The sequence below is a fragment of the Flavobacterium geliluteum genome (genome assembly GCF_017948595.1).
Lineage (GTDB): Bacteria > Bacteroidota > Bacteroidia > Flavobacteriales > Flavobacteriaceae > Flavobacterium > Flavobacterium flavipigmentatum.
Genome location: NZ_JAGFBV010000003.1, coordinates 179,319 through 199,354, shown reverse-complemented (window position 1 = coordinate 199,354; position 20,036 = coordinate 179,319). Strand labels below are relative to the sequence as shown.

The following is a 20,036-nucleotide window of genomic DNA, read 5'->3' as shown; positions in this document are numbered from 1 at the left end:
TTTATTTATCTCCGTTTACTTCACCTCATTATACCATAAACTTTCCGTTGACAAAACATTACTCTCCACCTTAAAATCTTTCACAATTTGACCATAATCAAATTTTATAATTCTGTCGGCATGTTTAAAATAAGCATCATCATGCGTAACCGCTATAATTGTTTTGCCTTCTTCTTTGAGTTTAGGCAATAGATTTTCATAAAAATATTTGCGAAAATGTGGGTCCTGATCTGCTGCCCATTCATCTAAAACCAAAATAGGTTTGTTCTCCAAAAGCGCAAATATCATAGACATCCTTTTGCTTTGTCCTTTAGAAAACGAACGTCTTGCCGATTCTTCTTTGTCATCTAACACGACTTTATCGAGTTCCATTATTTTTAACAATTCCTGATATTCCTCATTTTTTTCTAGAGAATAATTATCGTAATTATGAGAAAAAATATGATTTTCTGTAAACACAGCAGCTATCAAATTTTGTGTGGCTGTACTTAGATTTGTGTTTATCCCATTTAAAACTATTTCACCTTCCGAAGGTTGGTATAAACCTGTCAGTATATTAATAAATGTACTTTTGCCGCTGCCGTTTCCGCCAATAATAAATATCGTTTCGCCTTTTTTTATCGATGCATTTATTGGTCCCAAAGCAAAAGACTTCTCCATAGCATCATTGTCATAAGCAAAAGAAAGATTATGGAATTCCAAGGAACTAAAACTTTCAATAGGCACATTTTTGATTTCTAAGGTTACCGGAGAAGTATCAAAATCGCTCATGAATTTTTTAATTCTGGCATTAGCAACTGTTAGACGCGTATAAACGTTTTGCATATTAATCAAGTTGTTTATCGGTCCGGCAATAAACAAGATAATAACAACATACGAAATAACATCTTCTCTTTTAAGAATACCCAATTCCGGCAGTAAAAAAAGAATAACTCCTATCACTAAATACAAACCGTATTGACTTATCAAATTAATGGATAGAAAAACATAATTAATTTTAAAATCCAATTCTTTAGCGCTTTCTCTGTTAGGAGACAGGTGTGCACTCATTAGATTTTCTCTTCTCTGCCCGCTTAGTTTAAAACCTTTAAAACCTTTAATGACATCATCTACATACTTGTAATAATGTTCGTTGAACTTTCTAAGGTTCCCAACTTTTTGAGACATGGTATTGATTACAACAAAATAAAAAACGGCAATTAAAATTATTAAAACAATAACGACCAAAGCTGCTGCTATCGATAACGTAAACAAGTATATCATACAAAGTAACACCATCAATAAAGAATTGATAGAATGGGTGACTACCTCAGGAAAAGACGAAAATATTCGTAAATCTTCTATGGCGGTATAAAAACGTTGTGAGCCCATTTTTTCGAGGGTAATCAAAGGTGCTTTTAATATTTTGTCAAATATCTTTTTTTCATTTTCATACAATATCTCAAAAGAATATTTATTGATTCTTTTTTGGAATATGATATTCAGCAGATAGGTGTAAATTACGACTGATACAAATACGATTCCCATATAATCTGTCAAAAAACCTTCTTTGCCCGAGATTACATTGTTCATGATGTATATGATTCCGAAACTGAGAATGGTGTTAGGAATGGCGTAAAGCAGAAGGTAAATGGCCTGTGAAAATTTTAGCTTAAGCATAGTTTTTTTCTTGTATTAATTGTTTTTTAAATTCATTTTCAAAAATATTGACCAATTCAGCCACATGATTATAGATAAAAAAGATTTTCCTCGAGTATTTTAAATTCAAAACGATTTCGGGTAAAATTTTTCCAATTTCTAATTGAGGTACTTGTTTCATCAGCATCTGTCATAAGTGCATATATTGGAATGTTTGATTTTATCTCTTTCTCAGAAAAAAGCTTTCAAACAATTATTATTTAATTCTACTTCTTTCACTATCTATACTGCTGTTTTCACGCTCTTGCTTAGAAATTTTATCTCCAAAATTATAAGTAAATGACAATCTAATTTGTCTTGTATTACTCAAACTCTTGTAATCAGCTTCTGTATTGATAAGATTATTAATGGTTCCTTTATTGATATATGTTCTAAAAATATCTGTAAAAACTAATTTTAATGAGCTTCTGTTCGATAGTTTTTTACTGAGCGCTACATCAACAAACCAGTATGGGCTTGTTATAAATTGGGCTACATAGGACTTTCCTACATACTTGCCCAATAATTCAATATTCCAATCTCTCTTGAGTTTAAATTGAAGTATGGGATCAATGCTAAAATTATATCCATTGGTCTTTAATTCACCACCAAAGAATTCACTTCTACTATCTCTATAGGATAATTGAGCATTTCCGCTGAAAATTAACCAGGAAAAAATATTAAAAGAAGAACTAATCGAAATATTTGAAACCTGAGTTTTCCCTATATTTCCGGGGCTACTATAATATACACCATCTACAATTTTTATAGTTTCTTGAATTTCATCCTTAATTTTACTAAATCCAAGATTAACATTTAAAAGACTTTTATACGAATAGACAAACTCTATACTGCTGGCATACGATGGTTTTAAATATGGATTTCCTTCATAAAACGTTAGCTTATCTACCTGAAGAACAACTGGATTCAAATCTTGATAAAATGGTCTGTCAATTCGTTTTCCGTAATTAATTCCTATACTATTATTGGCTAACGAATCTAATTTATAAGATAAATACAGGGTAGGAAATAAATTATCATAATTCGTTGTATTCTTAGCTCTAGGCTTTATTTCATTTCCCAATTGCTCCCCAGTAAGTTTAACATTTTCATACCTAAGTCCTAACTGCATCGAAAACCTTCCAAAATTTGCATTCGAGTTGGCATATAAAGCAGTGATGTTCTCATCGTATAAAAACCTATTATTCTGATTTAGGTTAGGGGTTGAAACATTGTTCACAATATCAACATAATTACTCTCATTAGCTGTTTTAGTGTAGCTGTGTTTAAATCCTGATTGAAAGGTCATTTTTTCGCTCAGTTGATTGGAATAATCTAATTTTCCTGAGTAAATATTTACACTAGAAACAGATCCTCCTACCAACTTATCTGAATATTCCTGATTTGTATTTGGAAAAACTATCGTATTTGTAAATTTTTGAAAAGGATTCGTATCATATAATAAGTAATCCAAGTTCGCACTGACATCACTCTTCTCACTAAACTTATGATTGAGGTTTAGATTTATCCCGCTATTTATGAATTTATTATCAGAATCACCTTTTGTTTTTACAATTGAATCAAGGATCTGTGCCGAATTATATAAAAAATTACGACTATTATCACTGTCATTGCCATTCCAAATTAAACCATCAGTACTTATTCCTATTACGGTTTTTTTTGAAAGATTATAGTCTGCACCAAACTTAATGCTGATTAGTATACCATCTCCAACATTATTGGTTTCCTGTCTACTATAGCTGCCTGTATCTGTATAATCTCTATTGATATAGAGATCCTGAAAGCGTTTTTTATAACCAATATTTCCATTCAGGAAAATATTATAATTCTCTTTTTTCTTATTCAGATTAAAGGTGGTGTTATACTCTGTGTATTTATGCTGCCGTAATCCCATTACTACACTTCCGTTTTCTCCTTCTTTTTTACTCTTTTTTAATTTGATGTTGATCACTCCCCCATTTCCTGATGCTTCATATTTAGCCGGCGGAGTTGTCATTATTTCAATTTTGTCGATATTATCTGAAGACAAGCCGCTCAAATAACTTTCAAGTTGTACTCCTGATAAATATATTGGGCGGTCATCGATAAAAATAGTGGCATTTGCTTTCCCATTCAGGCTTACAACTCCCTGATCGTTTATACTGGTTCCAGGCGCTTTCTTTAATAATTCTAAAGCCGTTATTCCAGTATTTGACTCTAAAGCGTCAACATTTAGAATAGTTCGATCGATTTTAGCCTCTACAAAGTTCTTTTGCTTTTGAAATACCACAACCTCGTTCAAGTTTTCTTTTTTTATTGCTTTGAAGATTTCTATAGGCAGCAATTGTTTTTGATTATCATCTTTTATAGTAATGATTGCGGTCTTAAACGTATCGTAATCATCGTGAATAATTTTAATAATATAATTACCACTTTTCAGGTTTTTAAAATTAAAATCTCCTTTATTTTGAGATAATTCACTCTTTATTAAGGTTTCGTTCTCATTATTCAACAAAAGAATTGTCGCAAAAATGATTGGCTCTTTATTCTCAGCATCAATAACGCTTCCCGAAATTGATGTATTTGAGTTTTGTCCATATATTGGATTAGATAGAAAAATAATCAAACATAGTAAAGCGATATAATTTATACGCTTATAATAGTATTTCATTTTATTTATTTTTATTTTATTTTTTTAATATCTCACATTACGCAAAAAAAATTGACAAATAACCAGCTTTAAAATTTACACTATCAACAACTTATTCCGCATAAAAATAAAGTTATACCGTTCTTCCAGATTTTGATAATACAGCTAATTCTGCGTGAGCAACTTTTTTGAGCAGCTAAATAGATTTGAGCCTTCATTGCAAAATCATTTTTTATATGTTCTTTGTTTAGTCATTCCAGCTTTACGCAGGCTAAAATGGACAAAAATAATGGTGTAATGTAAGTTAATATATGTAACAAGTTAACCACTGAGAAATACCATGAAGTAGACTCAAGCTTTTTTTAGGTTGATAAAATTTAAGGAATGAAAATTTAGTATTAGACTCTTGAAAATATTGAATTGATACTAATTCTAAAAGTAAGAGCATTAATAAGAATCTATTAAAAAACAAACTTTAGCATAATTGCAAAAAGGCTTCGATTATTTCATCTTATAGTTTTTGCAAATGTTCCATTTTGTATTGTTCTTCATATATTTATTCATATACCTCAGGTGTATTTCAGATTTCTGCTGGACTCCGTTTATTATAAATTCTTTATTATTAAGCATATAAGACAAACTTCCAGCTCCCGCTACTGCCAATTTTTCTTTATATATTTCATTACTTATTTCTTCAATTAGTTTTTCAACATTATTTACCTCCGAAGACTCTTTTATAGCTTGTCCTGTAATACCGGTAAAAGTTCGTTGATTTACCTTTGGTTCTTTTTGATTGTTTTGTGCTAGGCTAACCCCCGAGATTAAGATCATTAGCGAAACTGCAATCAATGCTTTAGTTGTTTTCATAATTCATTTAGTTTTTTTAGTTAGGATTATTTGATTTTTTAGCATGAGCCTAAAAAGAAATCAGATCGTTTTATTTTTTTATTTTAAAATTATAGCATATACGCCAATCGCTCTTCTTTATATATTGGCTTTGGTATCTATTAAAAATCTTATAGGATTGGGCTTCCCCATTAATAATGAGTTGATTATTATCTAATAGAAATGATACTTTTTCAGCATCATTAATTATAAGTTTTTCATGACTCATTTGGTTTATCATTTTGTTTAAGACAGATACTATATTCCTGCCTTCTTTTTCAGATAATGTATTAGAGGTAATACCTGTCAAAATAATATAATCATTATCTACTGGGGTTTTGGCAATTTCATTTATCGAAGTTTCTGGCACTATATTAAATAAATTGTAAAGTTTTAATTGATAAGTAAAACCTATCAGTAAAACAAAAAGGAACATTGCGAAGCTATAAAATGTGGATATCTTAATTTTATTAAAAGAATTCTGTCCATCTAGTATGATCCGTTCTACTCTGTCCAGCAAAATCTCATTATTACTGGCAAAACTTAATGCCAGCTCCTGATTTCCTACATTTATTTCGGCACAAATGTACAAGGCACTGATATAATCTTTTTTATTATGGGTGATTTTTAAAACAGCATCATCACAACACTTTTCTCTTTCTATCCTGATAAGATTAGACAACCACAGCAAAGGCAAATTAAAAAAGAAGATTACTTCTAATAGATTTTGCGCTAAGTTTACAATTGAGTCATACCGTTTTATATGAATGAGTTCATGGTAGATAACTGCTTCAAGTTGATCTGAAGATAATCCCGTTGTTAGTTGGATTGGTATTAATACAATTGGTTTAAAAAATCCAAAAACAGCTGGAGAACTAATTGCAGACGAAAGATATACTTTGACATTTTTTTTGATTCCTATCTTTTTACAATATTGTTGAATTTTATTATTCCAGTCGCCATTCAACTCTATTTTGTTTTTGAATATTACACTTTTTATATTTTTAATTACCAAAAACAACTTAATCATTTTGTAACAAAATATGAAACTCCATACCAAGGTTATTTCTAATGCAAAATCATAAATTTTAAGATATAGTGTTTTAAAAAACAGGAAAGATTCTGATATTTGTACCACTTTAGGATTATAATTTTCTTCGTTGTGAGACAAAATGGGCAAAACAACCTGATGATGAATGCTTTCATAAGGATTACTAATATGAGTCATTCCAAAAAACACAATAGCTGCAACAAATACAAATAAGAATATTACCAACACATTATACCGCAGCTGGGCTTTGCAATGTGAAGATAAAAACATAAATACATAAGTTATAACTGCCAATATAATACCAAAGACAAAAGAACTAATAAATACATACAATAGTGTTTTATACATAACTTCCATTCGCTTCTAGTTTAGTTCATTTTATCTATTATATTCTTAATCTTTAACAACTCTTCTTTTGAGGTTTTTTTATTTCCAACCAACTGCATCACTAAATTTTCTACAGAACCATCAAATATTTTGCTTAAAAAAGTTTCTAACAAAAAAGTTTTAGTTTTTTCCTGATCTTCAACTACATGATATAAATGTTTAATATTACTTTCATCTCTATACAAAATACCTTTTTCTTTCATAATCTGCATTAGCTTTAAAGTGGTTGTGTATTTAACTACACGTTCCTCTTCTTCATTTAATTTATCATTTACGAAACGAACACTAGAAGCACCATGCTTCCAAAGTATACTTAAAATTTCGATTTCTGATTTTGTTGGCTCAACTTTCTTGCTTTCCATAAGTCTTTTTAATTTTGACTTTTTAAAGGTACGAATATTTTCGTACTAAAGAATATTTTTACAAAAAAAATAACTTATAAGAATGTTTCCCTACATTAAAATTTTATATTCCTTATAACTAGCTTCAAAAATTTCAATTAATTTATCAGCATTATTGTATATAAAAAAATGGTTTCCTTTTAATACATAGGAATTAAATTCAGAAAGTGTGTGTATTTTCCAATTGGTAATGCTGCCCACATATTTCTCCAAATCCCCCATTACAGCAATGATTGGAGCTTTTACAATCGTATTTTCAACAAAAGTATCTCCCTCAACTATTTTAAAATCGGCTCTAAGTATCGGCAACACAAAATCCAGCAGCTCTTCACTTTGCAATAATTCATCTGTTAGTCCACCTAATCCTTTAAGCATACTGATAAAATCAGCTCTGTCTAAATCAGATCTTTCTCTTTCTGTTACAACGCCAGGACCAGGGTTTCCACTTACTATTAAACATTGTGGCTGTGTATTATTTTTCTCTAATAAATCCGTTACTCCCAATGCCAAAGTAGCGCCCAAACTATGCCCGTAAATCATAAAAGGCGCACCATTGAGCATAGTAATGATTTGCGAATAAATATCATTAATTGCCTCTTTATAGGAGGTTAATAATTTTTCTTTTATTCTTTTTCCTCTGCCCGGAAGCTCTATTGGTATCATTTCAAAATCTGTATAAATAGATTTTAAAAATTCAAATGAGTATATATTTCCTCCTGCAAAATGTAATAAAAACAGTTGCTTTTTTTTCATATAATTAAAATTGATTAATAAAACCTTGTTTTGCCATATCAAAACAAGGTTTTATATAAGTTAATTCATTATGGATTATCCGTAAAATTAATTAAGCATTAACTCGTTTTTCATTTCATAATCATATAGTAATTCTTTTTCTCCAAACAGTCTTTCGGCAATAATCCCTTTGTCTTTACAGGTATTTATTAAATTATTTGATTCAATAATAGCAAGAGATTCCTCAGTATATTTTATGCTGCTTATAAATTCCAGCCAAGGTTCCATTCCCATAGCATAAACATAAGCTTCTTTAGGTTTAAATATATCTACTAAAGAAAGCCCTTTTTGACTATCACAACCTGCTAATCTTCTAGATTGATCATTTTCTCTATTTATATCCTGGGTCATAAGACAGCCATAAAGCCAACTTAAAGGAGCTCCTGCACATTCCATTCCTAAAAATAAAACATCTACATCTCCTTTAATTTTATGGATATGTTCGTAGAGTCTTGGCTCCATTACCCTTGAGTCGGCTACAAACAAGAAACTTAGTTCATTTATGGCGATATGGAAACACGATTTTGCTCTAATGTTAAGATCACTGTGTTCGCCAGTAAATGGTAAACCCGTAATAGTACAATTTTCGAATTTAATTTCTTGCATCTCATCTATTTCAATTACATTTTTAAACCCGATGCTTTCAAATGCTAATTTGATACTTGGATCCTGAAGTGCACCGCTTGTAGTTATAGGTACAATGATGTTTTTGATTTTATGCCTAAGAGGCAATAGTGTTTCCAGTACAATATGATCCTGATGATTATGTGTTATTAATACATAATCAATAACATCCGGTAAGTCAATATCTGAGAAATGTTCTACTGAAGATTCGTATCCATAATAACTGATTAAAGGATCTACAAGAATACTAACATCTTTGGTTTCAATTAAAATACAAGCATGTCCTAAATAACGCATTCTGGCTTTGTCTCCTGTATATTTTTTATAGGTTGGATGCTCTTTCTTCGTAAAAAAAGTTTTGAATAACTCCATTTGATCTTCTGTAACACCTAATTCTTTTGCAACGTCTTCAATAGATCCCGGATTTCTTTTCATCCTGCTTAAAGTATCAATTCCTTTATGATCAAACGGAATATCCAACTGTAATACCTTAGGATCTTCTAGTTGTGGCGTGCTTAAACAAAACGGACGTTCGTCATTTAATGTTTCCCATAAGGAAATAGATTGCGATTGTTTGGAATAAAAAGGGCTGCTGTACAATAACGATTCAAAAAAACGAAACGAAACGTTGTTATTTAAATCATAAACCAGTTCTACATATCCTTTTAAGATCTCTGGAACATCTTTGTACAATGGCTCCAGAGAGGCTCCTTTAGCTTTGGTTTTTAGCATTCTATCCAATTCTTTTATTGCATCAGATAATGCTATGGCGTTAGCCTGTTTATCAAGAATATCGGCTTTTAGTTCTTTTACTTCTTCTACTCTTCTTGTTTCATAGTCCATAAAAGGACCTCCCAGCATTTTAGGATTTTTAACTGCTGCTTCATGAATCATAGGTGCCTGAATGTATGAATTCATGATTTTTAAATGTCGTTCAACAATATTCATTGCTGCCGTTGCGGGTGAGATTAAATGTGTCCAGGCGTACCATTTATCTACTAATGGACCAATAATAACGTTCGGTTTGAAATAATACTCTTCTTTAATTTCCATGATCTTAATAATTTAATATTTTAAGTTTGTTTGATTTTAAATTGTTTCTATACTCGTTTTTTCATAAATACTATTGAATACTTCACGATAGATTTCAAAATTTTGCTCAGAGACTGCATCCCAATGTGTACCCAATAAATAATGGTGTGTGTAATTTCCAGTCGTGTAATTTTGCCAACTCTGCATATTACTCTTAGATTGATTATCGGCAGCCTCAAAAGCATAGATATTGCTGGAAATCTTCCCCTCAAGTTGGTACACATAATTAAGCATCAAATTATTTTTTAGAAAAGACAGAATATGTTTCTCTTGATCTTCATCCAGCTTTATAAACTTCTTGAATTCTACAATTAACCAATTGAGCTGAGTATCTATGTCTTGTGACTCTAGTTGATCTATGTCTATAACAGATGGCCTGTCTACCAGGATTAAATCTATCTTGCTATAGTGTTTTTCGAGTTCTCTCACTATTTCAAATGCAATAGCAGATCCCATAGAATAGCCGAATACTATAAATGGTATGTCAGGTTGATTATTTTTAATCTCTTCAATGAAAGATTTTGCCATTTCTTCAATAGATTGACAGAATTCTTCTTGGTGCTCAAAACCTTTGTATTGTAGTCCGATTGAATCAAATTCGCTGCTCAAAACTTTGGCTAAAGGATGATACAAGATCGGACTACCTGTTAATGGTGGAATGAAATAAATCGAGTTATTACGATTATTAACCTGTAAGTCAATTAGTAATGAATTTGATGTATCTGCATCTGCAGCCAATTTTTTTATGGTTGGTCTATTATAAATATCTTTCATGGAAAGATTCAGATCAAGTTTTCTTTTTAGCATGGACTGCAATTTGATCGCTCTTAAACTATGACCACCTATCTCAAAAAAGTTATCTGTAACACTTATTTCTTTTTTAGATAATACTTCTTTCCATATTTGAAGAATATTTGCTTCCAAATCGTTCTCAGGTTTTACTATTTCAATAGTCTGTGCACCCGATTCTATAGAAATAGCTAATAATTTTTTTGCATCTAGTTTGCCATTTAATGTAAGTGGCAGCGTATCAATCTTAACATAATAGTTAGGGATCATGTACTCAGGTAGTTTCTTTTGTAGGAAATTTTTAATTTCTTTTACATCCAGCTCCAAACTACTTATTACAAAAGCAACAAGGTCTAACTCATTTGATGAAGATTTTCTGGCTAATACAGCTGCAGAATCTAATGTTTCAATCTCTAATAAACATTGTTCTATTTCGCCCAATTCAATTCTAAATCCTCTAATTTTAAGCTGGTTGTCATTTCTTCCTGCATAGATGATATTACCATCAGAAGTCCATTTTCCAATATCTCCCGTTTTGTACATTTTTTCTCCCGGGGCAAAAGGATTTTCTACAAACTTTTCTTCTGTTAATTCCCTGCGGTTTAGATAACCTCTTGCTAGTCCTATTCCTGCCAGATAAATTTGTCCTGAACATCCTATAGGTACAAGGTTATTATTGGCATCCAGAATGTAGATAGAAGTATTCCAGACAGGTTTTCCAATTGGTATAACCGCATCTTGTTTTGAGGTAGTATAATACGTAACATCTATAGAAGCTTCTGTTGGTCCATATAAATTTTGTATAGGAGTCTTTAATTTTTCATACCACTTTTTAACGGTGTTTAATTGCAATGCTTCTCCACTGGTTATAACCTGTTTTAAACTTCTCAGATTGTTAAAATCATACGATTCAACAAATAAACTGTCTATAAAAACATCTAACATACTTGGTACAAAATGCAAACAAGTTACTTTGTGATTTTTTATTAATGATTCTATATTTTGAGGAATACTGACATCTTCATCTGAACATAATATCATTTTTGCACCCCAGCATAAAGGCATGAAAATTTCCCAAACAGAAACATCAAAGGTGAATGTCGTTTTTTGTAAAATAACATCTTGGTTCGTGTAATTAAATGTTTCCCACATCCACTGTATTCTATTTACCACTCCTCTATGCTCTAGTATACATCCTTTAGGATTTCCTGTAGAACCGGAAGTATAAAGTACATAGGCAATATCTGTAGGTTTATTGATTAATGTTAGATTCTCTTTAGAGTAATTTTCTTCTGCCACATGAAACTCCTTAAGTACTTTAGTATCTATGATTAATGCACTCGAACTGTCCTGAACGATATAATCAATACGATCCTGAGGATGTTTAGGATCTATTGGCACATAAGCGCCTCCTATTTTGTGTATTGCTAAAATTGATATGATCATCCACTCACTTCTGGGTAATGCTACAGCTATTAAGTCATTTGCACCTAACGTATAGTTGGATCTCAAATAGTTTGCTAATTGATTTGATCTTTCGTTTAGTTGATAGAATGTTAATTCTGTTTGTTGAAAGACCAATGCAATTTCATTTGGGGCATTTTCTACTTGTTGTGCAAATAAATCTGCCAGCGTTGTTTCAGAAGGAAATTCATGCTTGGTATCATTAAATTCATGTAACAAAGTATGTTTTTCCTCTGCACCTAAATAATCAACTGATTTTAGCAATTTACTTGGAGAAGCAATAAATGATCTTAGTATGGAAAAATACAAATCATTTACTTGTTCTACTGTTAATCCTGATTTCAGTTTTTTTGTTAACGAAAGACTTGCATGATAAAGGTCGCCTGTGGTGTTTACATTAAAATCTAAAAATGTATTCGTTTTATTGGATCCTATTAATGAAACGCTTTCTTCTTTTCCGTCCTGATTAACATTTTCATTGATTTCGCTTTTTATCTTATCGTAAGTGTAAAAATCAACATAGTTAAAATAAACATCAAAAAACGGATTCTCATTAGCATGTTGATTATTAGACAAACTAGCTATTTGTAATAAACTAAGTCTTTCATATTTTTTTAATACTATTAATTTATTCTGAACTTCAATTATAAAATCCTTTACTGTTACATTATAATCAATGGCAAAACGTAATGGAATTGTATTTAAAAAACATCCTAAAATTTTATCTCCATCTTCGCAACTTGGTCTGTTGTTGGTAACCAAACCTGTAACTACGTCCGGATCTGAATTTAAGATACTTAACATATACAAGTAAGCACTCAAAGAAATCTCTTTTATAGTCGTGCTAAGATTTGCGGCAAGATGTTTTAATTCGTTTACTTCATTTTCAGACAATACATTTCCGTAAATACTGTTTACAGGTGTATTGGTAAATATGTTTAGTTTACTATGATCCTGTAACTCTTCTTTCCAATACGACAGGATTTTGGTGTCTTTTTTATCAATCTCATGTTCAATTACATAGTTTTTATAACTGGCTTTTATTTTTTCAGGTTTAAATGTGATATCTGCTAAAAGAGTCAGATATAAGTTATTTAACTCTGTTAAAAGCATAGAATCACTCCAGCCATCAATAATAGCGTGATGACATTGAGAAACAAAAACAATATTATCATCACCAATATTAAAAGCTGCCATTCTAAAAAGCGGTGCATTACTAACATCAAACGGATTTAGTAATTCAGACTGAAGAAACGCTCCTATAACATTTTCTTTTTCTTTTAAAGAATCTAAATGAGATAAATCTTCGTATAAAACAGGTACCTCAACATTTTTATACACAATTTGAACTTCCTGCTCATAATCCTGCATGTTAAAACCTGTTCTTAAAATCTCATGTTTGTCAACCATCAATTGCATTGCCAGCCTAAAAACCGAAATGTTAAAATTTACAAATTGTCTTTGGTTAATCATTTGATCGTGATAGATACTTGTTCCTTCATATAATAAAGACTCGTATATCATTCCTTTTTGAATATCACTCATAGGATACAAATCCTCTATAGCTTCAGATTTATTTTCATCTAAAGATTCTAAAACATTGTATTTTAAAGTATTAATATAGTCCAGAACGTTCTTTCTGGCTTCTATACCCTCTTCTTTTTTGCTATCAAGTGATTTCTTATTATTGATTATGAATTCTGATAATTTTGATATACTGTCATACACATAGATATCTGAAATACTAATCTCTAATTGCATTGCATTATAAATAGCGTTAACAATTTTAAGAACCTTAATAGAGTCTCCCCCTAAATCAAAGAATCGATCATTTACACCAATTTTTTCTTTGTCAAGAATAGTTTCCCATATACTTACTAAGGCAATTTCTTCTTCCGTTTGCGGAGCAGCATATTCTTCTCCGCTTCTGGTTTCAGAACCACCAATTTCTAATAATGCCTTGGTATCTATTTTTCCATTTGGTGTTAAAGGGAAAGCTGCCAAAGTAATAAAGTGAGACGGTATGGCGTAACCTGGAAGCAAATCTTTTAGGTCGTATTTAAGATCCGAAGTATTTAAGATTTCATCTGATAATAAATAAGCAAATAGCTCATTGTCACCTGATTTATTTTCTTTTGTTAAAACCACAGCTGCTTTTACAAACTCAGATTGTTCAATCGCGTATTGTACTTCTCCTAATTCTATACGATATCCTCTTACCTTAACCTGATTGTCTTTTCTGCCAAGAAATTCAATTTCTCCTGCTACATTCCATCTTCCTAAATCTCCGGTTTTGTACATCCTACCCGTTTTATTAAACGGATCTTTTATAAATTTTTGTTGGGTTAATTCCGGATTATTCAGATATCCTTTTGTAACACCATTACCGCCAATGTGCAATTCGCCAATTACACCTACGGGAACCAGATCCTCTTTTTCGTTTAAGATATAAATATGGGTATTGGCTATTGGTTTTCCGATAGTTGGTGTTACCGGTTTTCCTTCTTCGTATTTATGAACACTACTCCAAACCGAACATTCTGTAGGACCATATTCATTAAATAACTGACAGCCTGACTGGCCTATATTGCTTTTAAAATGGTCTTCGATTAAGCTTATCGGGCAAGTTTCGCCGGCTACGGTAACTTCTTCAAGGGCTGTTTCTTTACCTTGCAAAGCCGTTAAAAGCAATTTGTAATAAGAGGGTACGGTTAATAAATGACTTACTTTTTGCGAAACAATATAATCTGCAATAAAATTTATATTACCAATATTTGCGTTCGTAGTAATCGCTAATTTTCCTCCATTGCTTAATGTACTGAATATTCCTGCTACTGAACTATCAAAAGCGACAGACGACAATAATAAGAAACATTTTATTGGAGCATAAACATAATTTCTTGGTGTCAATGAATGCTGCAAATTACCATGGGTTACCATAACTCCCTTAGGATTTCCTGTAGATCCTGAAGTATAAATGATATAGGCCAAATGCTCTGGTAAAATGGTTAATTCTGGAGTGGTAACTAGATCTGTTAAAGTATCCAGTTGTAAATCCATTGCAAATATTCCTCCCTGATAATACGATAAATCAAAGATATAGTCTGATTGTGTAAGCAGTACTTTTACGTTAGTATCTTGTAAGATGAATTCTTTTCTAGAAACCGGGTAATCAGGATCAATAGGCACGTAAGCGGCACCTGCTTTAAGGATTCCTAAAATTCCAATGAACATCAACTCTGATCTGTCCATCATTATTCCGACAAAATCATTGACCTGAATCTTATAATTTTCAAGTAAAAAATGAGCCAGTTGATTCGAACGTTCATTTAATTCACGATACGTTAGCTCAGTACCTTCAAAAGCTATAGCAATGGCTTCTGGATTATTAACAACCTGCTCGTTTATCATATCTATGACCGTTTTTGATTTGTCATAGTCCATTTTTGCTGAATTAAAATCTAATAAATGCTGCTTTTCATCTTGAGATAACCATTTAACTTCTTGAATTGACAGTTCTGAATCTTGTAATAAAGCATTTAATAAATGCTCCAGATGATTACCAAATTGTTCAACTCTCTCATAATCAAATACATCACTATTATAAATGATACTTGTACCTAAACCATGCGGGGATTCGACAAAATTAAATACTAAATCAAACACACTAGAATGAGGCAATTCACCCTCAAAAGTACTAACTGTTAAGTTCTTTAATCCTGTATGATTAGTATCCTGATTATTCTGAACAATAACCTGAACATCAAATAACGGGTTACGGCTCATATCTCTTGTGATATTTAGTGATGAAACTAACTCGTCAAAAGGATATAATTGGTGTTCGTGAGCGCCTAAAACAACATCTTTTACTCTGGATAAAACATTTTTAAAAGTATCGTTCTTTGAAAAATGGGTTCTTAGGGCCAAAGTATTTACATAAAACCCAATTTGATTTTCTAAATCGGCGTGATCCCTTCCTGCAATTGGACTGCCAATGGTAATGTCTTCCTGATTGGTGTAGTGATAAAACAACACGTTAACCGCACTTAGCAATCCCATGAACAAAGTAGATTCTTGTGTTTTAAGAAATTCACTTAATTTATGGCTTAGCTCAGTTGGTATTAACTTATTATAAACACCACCGTTGTATGTTTTTATAATAGGACGCTGTTTTCCTCCGGATAAATCCAAAACTGGCAAATTGTCTTTAAACTGATTGATCCAATATCCTTTATGAAATTCTAATCTGGAATCGCTTAATTCTTTAAGCTGCCATGATGAATAATCTTTATATTGAATGTTAAGCGGAGGTAATGCCGCTGATTCTCCAATTAATAATGTATTATAAAGATGTAATAATTCGTTCACAATGATTCCCATAGACCAGCCGTCACTGATAATGTGGTGAATAACATTACTGAATACCCAGCTATTTTCTGATTGTCTGTAGATACTCGCTTTTATTAATTCACCTGAAGATAAATTGAACGGAGCCAATACATCTTCTGCCAGAAATTTTTCAAGAACTGATCTCTCTGCTCCTCTCAAATCTATATTCCTTAATTTAAAAGAGATATTTTCAGGCTCAATAACATATTGCAATATTTCTCTTTGATCATCTTCTTTAAAAGATGTCCTTAAGATTTCATGACGCTTGATTAATTCTATAAATGCTTGTTCTAAAACAGCAACATCTAATACTCCTTCAAAAACATAAGCACCAGACATATTATAAGCAATGTTAGCTGCTTCATACTGGCTTAATATCCATAAACGTCGCTGCATAAGCGATAATGGATAACCATTTTGTTTCGCCAAAACCGGAATTTTGTTGTAACCGGAATGCTGTCCTTCAATAATTAATTTACTTTGAGAAACCAGAGTAGGATTAGTAAATAAATCCTTTAGATACAATTTTACTTGGAATTCCTTATGAATCTTACTAATTAATTTAGTCGCTTTTAAACTATGGCCTCCTAAATCAAAAAAGTTATCTTCAATACCTATTTGCGAAACACTCAAAACTTCTTCCCACAACTGCGCCAGTGCTTTTTCTATTGCAGTAGATGGTTCTTTATAGTCTGTCGTTCTGTTTGATGTAATGATTTCAGGCAATGGTAATTTAGAACGGTCTATTTTTCCGTTTACGGTTAACGGGAAACTATCGATAACTTCTACATAAGGAGGAATCATGTAAGCTGGCAAAAGAGTTGACATCCAGTGTTTGATGTCCTGAATATTTAAAGGGCTGCTTAGCGTTATATAAGCTACCAATACTTTTTCTCCCAGATTATCTTCGTGAACGACTACCAATGCCGAATTTATAAACTCATGCTGAGACAGTACGTTTTCGATCTCGCCTAATTCAATTCTGAATCCGCGTAGTTTTATCTGACTGTCTTTTCTTCCTAAAAACTCTACGGTTCCATCTTTCAGCCATCTTCCCAAATCTCCTGTTTTGTACAAACGTTGATTTTCTTTAAAAGGATTTGCGATAAATTTTTCACGTGTTAATTCAAGCTGATTAAGATACCCTCTTGATAATCCTGCTCCTCCTAGAGAAATTTCACCAACAACACCTTTTGGTACCAAATGGTTGTTTTTATCTAGTATATAAGCACTACTATTAGTAATTGGTTTTCCTATGGGAATATTATTACTGCTGACTTTTTCTACTTTATGAGTTAAAGAGAAAGTGGTGTTTTCTGTTGGACCATATCCGTTTATGATTTCTAAATCCGGATAATAATTTTTCAACTTGTTAGTATGAGTAACAGATAATTTATCACCTCCTGCTAATATGGTTTTTAGCCCCTGGAAAATTTGAATATTCTCATCAATTAACTGATTTAATAACCCAACAGTAAACCACATAATAGTAATGGATTCCTCCTTTATTATTTTTGACAAATCATCCGACAAAAGCTCGTTTTCATCACATAAAACTAATTTTCCGCCATTGAGTAACATACTCCAATATTCAAAAGTGGTGGCATCAAATGAAAAAGAACCAGTAGACAATAAGACGGAACTAGGTCCTATATTGATATAATTTGACTTTTTCACTAATCGAATAATACCTCTCTCTTCTATTAAAACGCCTTTTGGACGTCCTGTAGATCCTGAGGTGTACATCACATAAGCCAAACTCGATAGGTCCCTGGAGCAGATGTCTTTTTCTTTTGAATAATCTCCAATGCTGGATTCGAAATCGAATAGGAGTTCTGGCGTGATCACAATCTTACTTTTAGTATCGGATACAATGAAGTCTATTCGGTCTTGTGGATAATCCAAAGCGATTGGGACATACGCACAACCTGATTTTAAAATACCTAAGATCGATATGATCTGCCAATGGCTTTTAGGCAAGGCTATGGCTATTAAATCTTCCAAAGCCAATTCACTTTGCTTCTCCAAATAATGACTGAATTGACTGCTCAGAACATCCAACTCAGTATAGGTTAACGAGATTTCACCATAGATCAATGCGGTCTTATCAGGAACCAATGCAACTTGCTCTTTAAACAAACCCAGTAAAGAAATCCCTTCTTCATATGCTGTTTCTGTTGTATTGTAATCCACCAATAGTTCGTGTTTCTCTAAAGAATTTAAACAGGAAATCTCGGAGAGTTCTTTTTTTGGAGAAGACACTAGTCCTTCCAGCAGCTGCTCCATATGCAGCAATAGTTGCTCACACAGCCTTTTACTAAAAATATCACTATTGTATTCTATTACCAGGCTTAAGCTATCTGATACTTCAATAAATGTAAATGTTAAATCATATTTACTTGATTTATTTTCAATTAAATTATCGTATTGATCCAAATCAATTGGAAGTAAATTATTTTCATTTTGCACAGAAATCATTATGTCAAATAATGCACCCCTGCTTAAATCTCTCTTAATGTTTAAATCATCTAAAAGTTCATCAAAAGGGTAATCTTGGTGTTTAAACGCATTAAGTGTATTTTCCTTGACCCTACCGAAAAGAGTTTCAAAACTATCCCTTGACGTGAATGCAGTGCGAAGTGCCAAGGTATTTACATAAAAACCTATTTGATCGTGAAGCACAGGATTGCTTCTTCCAGAAACCGGACTTCCTATAATAAATTCTTCTTGGTCTGTGTATTTATGTAATATTACATTTAAAAGGCTTAGACACCCCATAAACAAAGTGCCTTCATTTGCTTTGTAAAACTTTTTGAACTGCTGATAAAGTGCCTTGTCGATTTTACGCTCTACTGTTCCTCCAGCATAGGTTTTTATTGCCGGACGGGGAAAGTCTCCAAAATGGGACAGTGTTGGCAAATCGCCTTTTAAATGTTCTAACCAATAGGTCTTATCTTTTTCTAAATGACCATTAACCAGCTGCTCTTGCTGCCATACGGCGTAGTCTTTATATTGGATTTCTAAGGGTTTATTTTTAAGAGGCTGACCATTTTTTCTGGTGTGATAATTTTCTAATAATTCATTAGTTATGACATTCATAGACCAGCTGTCAGTAATAATATGATGCATTACAAAAGAGAAAATCCATTTGGTGTCTCTAATGCGGATGAGTTTCCCTTTAAATAATGAATCCTTTTCTAAATTAAAAAGAGTGGTATATTCTTTTTCTATTATTTCTTTAAGCTCTTTCTCATCATTATCAACATCGATTTGCTCAAATGGAAAAATAAATTCTTCTTCTGATTGTATATACTGCCTAAGTTCTCCATTTTCATTTTCCTTAAAAATCGTTCTAAGAACTTCATGTCGATTTATTAAATCTCGAAGCGAACTCAAAAAAGCGTCTACATCAATTTCATCATCTATAATTTGAATTCCTGGCATATTGTAAGATCTATTCGATTCATCTATCTGACTTAGCACCCACAATCTGTGTTGAGATGATGACAAAGGATAGTCATTACTTTTTTTAGCAGCAGGAATTTGTTTGTAATCTGTTATTTTAGATTCTGAATATTGATTAATTAAGCTAATTAAACTTTCTTTATTGGTTTTAATTTCATTTAATAACACTTCATTTAAAACTCCTTTAGGTGCTTTAATATCCAATGTATCGTTAACTACTTTTAAAGTGATATTCAGTGTTTTTAATCTTGTAAATAAATCGTTAACCATGATTATATTTTTTACTTGTTTATATTTTGAAACTCAAAATTAATATCTATTAATTTTCAATTTGTAGATATATAGATTGATGTTTATAGAAATAGTATCT

The 20,036-nt window shown here is 31.7% G+C and carries 8 protein-coding genes; all 8 read right to left on the bottom strand.

What is annotated here, in order from left to right; translation table 11 throughout:
- Nucleotides 1-15 precede the first annotated feature (15 nt).
- The 8 genes from J3495_RS03140 to J3495_RS03105 all read right to left on the bottom strand — a co-directional run bounded on the left by J3495_RS03140 (nt 16) and on the right by J3495_RS03105 (nt 19,936).
- A complete protein-coding gene (locus tag J3495_RS03140) occupies nt 16-1,659 on the bottom strand; it encodes a cyclic peptide export ABC transporter (RefSeq protein WP_210665113.1) in 1,644 nt (547 codons plus the stop codon).
- Between the two features lie 235 nt (nt 1,660-1,894).
- Entirely contained in the window at nt 1,895-4,348 is a 2,454-nt protein-coding gene (locus tag J3495_RS03135) for an outer membrane beta-barrel family protein (RefSeq protein WP_210665112.1), read from the bottom strand.
- Nucleotides 4,349-4,828: 480 nt separating this feature from the next.
- A complete protein-coding gene (locus tag J3495_RS03130) occupies nt 4,829-5,194 on the bottom strand; it encodes a hypothetical protein (RefSeq protein WP_210665111.1) in 366 nt (121 codons plus the stop codon).
- Nucleotides 5,195-5,264: 70 nt separating this feature from the next.
- Nucleotides 5,265-6,620 (bottom strand): M56 family metallopeptidase, encoded by a 1,356-nt coding sequence (locus J3495_RS03125; RefSeq protein ID WP_210665110.1) that lies wholly within the window; start codon nt 6,618-6,620, stop codon nt 5,265-5,267.
- Nucleotides 6,621-6,631: 11 nt separating this feature from the next.
- The gene (locus tag J3495_RS03120; RefSeq protein ID WP_210665109.1) at nt 6,632-7,012 is read right to left on the bottom strand and encodes a BlaI/MecI/CopY family transcriptional regulator; all 381 of its coding nucleotides are present in this window, start codon (nt 7,010-7,012) and stop codon (nt 6,632-6,634) included.
- A gap of 90 nt (nt 7,013-7,102) precedes the next feature.
- Nucleotides 7,103-7,804 carry a thioesterase II family protein gene (locus J3495_RS03115; protein WP_210665108.1) on the bottom strand — a complete coding sequence of 234 codons (702 nt, stop codon included), beginning with the start codon at nt 7,802-7,804 and terminating at the stop codon, nt 7,103-7,105.
- An 87-nt stretch (nt 7,805-7,891) separates the two neighbouring features.
- Complete coding sequence (locus J3495_RS03110; RefSeq protein ID WP_210665107.1) at nt 7,892-9,520, bottom strand: MBL fold metallo-hydrolase; 1,629 nt, start codon at nt 9,518-9,520, stop codon at nt 7,892-7,894.
- 36 nt (nt 9,521-9,556) lie between these two features.
- Complete coding sequence (locus tag J3495_RS03105; RefSeq protein WP_210665106.1) at nt 9,557-19,936, bottom strand: non-ribosomal peptide synthetase; 10,380 nt, start codon at nt 19,934-19,936, stop codon at nt 9,557-9,559.
- Nucleotides 19,937-20,036 lie beyond the last annotated feature (100 nt).